The organism is Acinetobacter sp. NBRC 100985, from assembly GCF_000241225.1.
In the GTDB taxonomy this organism is placed as follows: domain Bacteria; phylum Pseudomonadota; class Gammaproteobacteria; order Pseudomonadales; family Moraxellaceae; genus Acinetobacter; species Acinetobacter venetianus.
This window is the reverse complement of record NZ_BAEB01000029.1, coordinates 1-5,457: the sequence shown is the minus strand read 5'-3', so window position 1 is coordinate 5,457 and position 5,457 is coordinate 1. Positions and strand designations below refer to the sequence as shown.

Here is a 5,457-nt window from a genome sequence, read left to right as displayed (position 1 = left end):
GGGGGGTGTTAGTATTTAAAAGCTGGCGATGACTTACTCTCACATGGCAAGTGCCACACTACCATCAGCGCTAAGAGGTTTCACTTCTGAGTTCGGGAAGGGATCAGGTGGTTCACTCTTGCTATTGTCGCCAGCAAACTGTTTTGGCTTTCGGTGGTCTTACGTTTTTGCCACTTAGTACCGAAAGAGTTATTAACGGATTAGTTAATTGGGTCTGTATTGTAACTAGTTTCTTCACTAAATCAAGTTATGTATTGAATTTATCTTGAATACAACAACTGTTTGGGTGTTGTATAGTCAAGCCTCACGAGCAATTAGTATTGGTCAGCTTCATACGTCACCGTACTTCCACACCCAACCTATCAACGTCCTAGTCTCGAACGGCTCTTTAGAGGAATAAATTCCTAGGGAAATCTTATCTTGAGGTAGGCTTCCCGCTTAGATGCTTTCAGCGGTTATCCCTTCCGAACATAGCTACCCGGCGATGCGACTGGCGTCACAACCGGTACACCAGAGGTTCGTCCACTCTGGTCCTCTCGTACTAGGAGCAGATCCTCTCAAATTTCCAGCGCCCACGGTAGATAGGGACCGAACTGTCTCACGACGTTCTAAACCCAGCTCGCGTACCTCTTTAAATGGCGAACAGCCATACCCTTGGGACCTGCTTCAGCCCCAGGATGAGATGAGCCGACATCGAGGTGCCAAACACCGCCGTCGATATGAACTCTTGGGCGGTATCAGCCTGTTATCCCCAGAGTACCTTTTATCCGTTGAGCGATGGCCCTTCCATACAGAACCACCGGATCACTAAGACCTACTTTCGTACCTGCTCGACTTGTGGGTCTCGCAGTTAAGCGCGCTTTTGCCTTTATACTCTACGCGTGATTTCCGACCACGCTGAGCGCACCTTCGTACTCCTCCGTTACTCTTTAGGAGGAGACCGCCCCAGTCAAACTACCCACCAGACATGGTCCTCGCCCCGGATTACGGGGCAGAGTTAGAACCTCAACATTACCAGGGTGGTATTTCAAGGACGGCTCCATTGGAACTAGCGTTCCAACTTCAAAGCCTCCCACCTATCCTACACAAGTAAGGTCAAAGTTCAATGTCAAGCTGCAGTAAAGGTTCACGGGGTCTTTCCGTCTAGCCGCGGGTACACTGCATCTTCACAGCGATTTCGATTTCACTGAGCCTCTGCTGGAGACAGCGCCGCCATCATTATGCCATTCGTGCAGGTCGGAACTTACCCGACAAGGAATTTCGCTACCTTAGGACCGTTATAGTTACGGCCGCCGTTTACTGGGGCTTCGATCAAGAGCTTCGCTTACGCTAACCCCATCAATTAACCTTCCAGCACCGGGCAGGCATCACACCCTATACGTCCACTTTCGTGTTTGCAGAGTGCTATGTTTTTAATAAACAGTTGCAGCGGCCTGGTTTCTGCGGCTGCCAACCGCTCAGGGAGCAAGTCCCATCACCGTCAGCAGCGTACCTTCTCCCGAAGTTACGGTACCATTTTGCCTAGTTCCTTCAGCAGAGTTCTCTCAAGCGCTTTGGTCTACTCGACCTGACCACCTGTGTCGGTTTCGGGTACGATTCCTGTGTAACTGAAGCTTAGAGACTTTTCCTGGAAGCATGGTATCAGCCACTTCACTGTACAAGTACAGCTTGCTATCGACTCTCAGCATAGAGCACCCCGGATTTGCCTAAGATGCATGCCTACTGTCTTCCACCTGGACAACCAACGCCAGGCTGACTTAACCTTCTCCGTCCTCTCATCGCATTACACAGAAGTATTGGAATATTAACCAATTTCCCATCGACTACGCCTCTCGGCCTCGCCTTAGGGGTCGACTCACCCAGCCCCGATTAACGTTGGACTGGAACCCTTGGTCTTTCAGCGAACGGGTTTTTCACCCGTTTTGTCGTTACTCACGTCAGCATTCGCACTTCTGATACCTCCAGCATACTTCTCAATACACCTTCATCGGCTTACAGAACGCTCCCCTACCACGTATACTAAGTATACATCCGCAGCTTCGGCACATAGTTTTAGCCCCGTTACATCTTCCGCGCAGGCCGACTCGACTAGTGAGCTATTACGCTTTCTTTAAAGGGTGGCTGCTTCTAAGCCAACCTCCTAGCTGTCTATGCCTTCCCACATCGTTTCCCACTTAACTATGATTTTGGGGCCTTAGCTGGCGGTCTGGATTGTTTTCCTCTTGACTACGGACGTTAGCACCCGCAGTCTGTCTCCCGGATAGTACTCATTGGTATTCGGAGTTTGCATCGGTTTGGTAAGTCGGGATGACCCCCTAGCCGAAACAGTGCTCTACCCCCAATGGTATTCGTCCGAGGCGCTACCTAAATAGCTTTCGGGGAGAACCAGCTATCACCAGGCTTGATTAGCCTTTCACCCCTATCCACAAGTCATCCCCTGGCTTTTCAACGACAGTGGGTTCGGTCCTCCAGTTAGTGTTACCCAACCTTCAACCTGCTCATGGATAGATCGCCTGGTTTCGGGTCTACACCCAGCAACTAAACGCCCTATTAAGACTCGATTTCTCTACGGCTCCCCTATTCGGTTAACCTTGCTACTGAATGTAAGTCGCTGACCCATTATACAAAAGGTACGCAGTCACACCACGAAGGTGCTCCCACTGCTTGTATGCATGCGGTTTCAGGATCTATTTCACTCCCCTCACAGGGGTTCTTTTCGCCTTTCCCTCACGGTACTGGTTCACTATCGGTCAGTCAGGAGTATTTAGCCTTGGAGGATGGTCCCCCCATATTCAGACAAGGTTTCACGTGCCTCGCCCTACTCGTCATCATTGTGTGTGCCCTTTCGTGTACGGGAATATCACCCTCTACGTTCGCACTTCCCAGAGCGTTCCACTAGAACACACACAACTTAATGGGCTGCTCCCCGTTCGCTCGCCGCTACTAAGGGAATCTCAATTGATTTCTTTTCCTAAGGGTACTGAGATGTTTCACTTCCCCTCGTTCGCTTCAATAACCTATGTATTCAGTTATTGATACCCGCCTTGTAGCGGGTGGGTTCCCCCATTCAGAAATCTCCGGATCAAAGGATATTTGCCGCCTCCCCGGAGCTTTTCGCAGGCTATCACGTCTTTCATCGCCTCTGACTGCCAAGGCATCCACCACATGCACTTAATTACTTGACTATACAACCCCAAACAGTCGTTAACACATACAAGTGAGTGTTACCGTTGCAAACTTAATTGCTACTATTCGTTGTCTGTGAACTTAATCACCATACAGCTTCAATCTAAATTCATATACCAAAACGCTTGATTCAGTGTTTTTGCTAGTTCTCAATTTCATTCTTTCGAATGAATTGAGTGAACAATTTATTTCAGACTCAATTCTACTAATCTGTTAATGATTAACTACCACCTCGTCGGTGCGTAGTAAACTGTGATAAATCACAGAAGTTAATAAGCTATCTACTTACTAAATTCTGCAATCTTTAGCCCGCACTCCGTAAAGTACGTGGTGGAGACTAGGAGAGTCGAACTCCTGACCTCCTGCGTGCAAAGCAGGCGCTCTACCAACTAAGCTAAGTCCCCAGCTTACAATCATAATGAACAACATATCTTCTCATCTAGCAGCTTGTGATTATTCATCACTTCGTCAGTAGTGGTGGGTCTGACAAGACTTGAACTTGTGACCCCACGCTTATCAAGCGTGTGCTCTAACCAACTGAGCTACAGACCCTCAGATACATCTTCGAAGAACAACTTGTTGTGGATTCTTACCAGTCACCAATCTTTCGTTAAGGAGGTGATCCAGCCGCAGGTTCCCCTACGGCTACCTTGTTACGACTTCACCCCAGTCATCGGCCACACCGTGGTAAGCGTCCTCCTTGCGGTTAGACTACCTACTTCTGGTGCAACAAACTCCCATGGTGTGACGGGCGGTGTGTACAAGGCCCGGGAACGTATTCACCGCGGCATTCTGATCCGCGATTACTAGCGATTCCGACTTCATGGAGTCGAGTTGCAGACTCCAATCCGGACTACGATCGGCTTTTTGAGATTAGCATCCTATCGCTAGGTAGCAACCCTTTGTACCGACCATTGTAGCACGTGTGTAGCCCTGGCCGTAAGGGCCATGATGACTTGACGTCGTCCCCGCCTTCCTCCAGTTTGTCACTGGCAGTATCCTTAAAGTTCCCATCCGAAATGCTGGCAAGTAAGGAAAAGGGTTGCGCTCGTTGCGGGACTTAACCCAACATCTCACGACACGAGCTGACGACAGCCATGCAGCACCTGTATCTAGATTCCCGAAGGCACCAATCCATCTCTGGAAAGTTTCTAGTATGTCAAGGCCAGGTAAGGTTCTTCGCGTTGCATCGAATTAAACCACATGCTCCACCGCTTGTGCGGGCCCCCGTCAATTCATTTGAGTTTTAGTCTTGCGACCGTACTCCCCAGGCGGTCTACTTATCGCGTTAGCTGCGCCACTAAAGCCTCAAAGGCCCCAACGGCTAGTAGACATCGTTTACGGCATGGACTACCAGGGTATCTAATCCTGTTTGCTCCCCATGCTTTCGTACCTCAGCGTCAGTATTAGGCCAGATGGCTGCCTTCGCCATCGGTATTCCTCCAGATCTCTACGCATTTCACCGCTACACCTGGAATTCTACCATCCTCTCCCATACTCTAGCCATCCAGTATCGAATGCAATTCCCAAGTTAAGCTCGGGGATTTCACATTTGACTTAAATGGCCGCCTACGCACGCTTTACGCCCAGTAAATCCGATTAACGCTCGCACCCTCTGTATTACCGCGGCTGCTGGCACAGAGTTAGCCGGTGCTTATTCTGCGAGTAACGTCCACTATCCAGTAGTATTAATACTAGTAGCCTCCTCCTCGCTTAAAGTGCTTTACAACCATAAGGCCTTCTTCACACACGCGGCATGGCTGGATCAGGGTTCCCCCCATTGTCCAATATTCCCCACTGCTGCCTCCCGTAGGAGTCTGGGCCGTGTCTCAGTCCCAGTGTGGCGGATCATCCTCTCAGACCCGCTACAGATCGTCGCCTTGGTAGGCCTTTACCCCACCAACTAGCTAATCCGACTTAGGCTCATCTATTAGCGCAAGGCCCGAAGGTCCCCTGCTTTCTCCCGTAGGACGTATGCGGTATTAGCATTCCTTTCGGAATGTTGTCCCCCACTAATAGGCAGATTCCTAAGCATTACTCACCCGTCCGCCGCTAGGTCCAGTAGCAAGCTACTTTTCCCCGCTCGACTTGCATGTGTTAAGCCTGCCGCCAGCGTTCAATCTGAGCCATGATCAAACTCTTCAGTTAAAATCATTTTGCACCTTAGTTAAGACAAGGTGCTAATTCTGGCTCATCAATTACTGACAAAAAATTTGCTCAAATAAACTTCGAGAAATTTCTACCAATTATCAATGATAATATATATCGATT

Annotated in this window: 2 tRNA genes and 3 rRNA genes; all 5 read right to left on the bottom strand. The window is 49.4% G+C overall.

The annotated features are described in order from the left end of the window. Positions 1 to 20 precede the first annotated feature (20 nt). The 5 genes from rrf to ACT4_RS11520 all read right to left on the bottom strand — a co-directional run bounded on the left by rrf (position 21) and on the right by ACT4_RS11520 (position 5,334). Positions 21 to 135: ribosomal RNA gene (rrf, locus tag ACT4_RS11540) — 5S ribosomal RNA — on the bottom strand. 158 nt (positions 136 to 293) lie between these two features. Continuing rightward, a 23S ribosomal RNA gene (locus tag ACT4_RS11535) occupies positions 294 to 3,185 on the bottom strand. A gap of 329 nt (positions 3,186 to 3,514) precedes the next feature. Continuing rightward, positions 3,515 to 3,590 (bottom strand) — tRNA-Ala (locus tag ACT4_RS11530). 71 nt (positions 3,591 to 3,661) lie between these two features. After that, positions 3,662 to 3,738: transfer RNA gene (locus ACT4_RS11525), tRNA-Ile, on the bottom strand. A gap of 59 nt (positions 3,739 to 3,797) precedes the next feature. Further along, positions 3,798 to 5,334: ribosomal RNA gene (locus tag ACT4_RS11520) — 16S ribosomal RNA — on the bottom strand. Together the 16S, 23S and 5S rRNA genes with 2 tRNA genes alongside form the textbook arrangement of a ribosomal RNA operon. Positions 5,335 to 5,457: the final 123 nt, after the last annotated feature.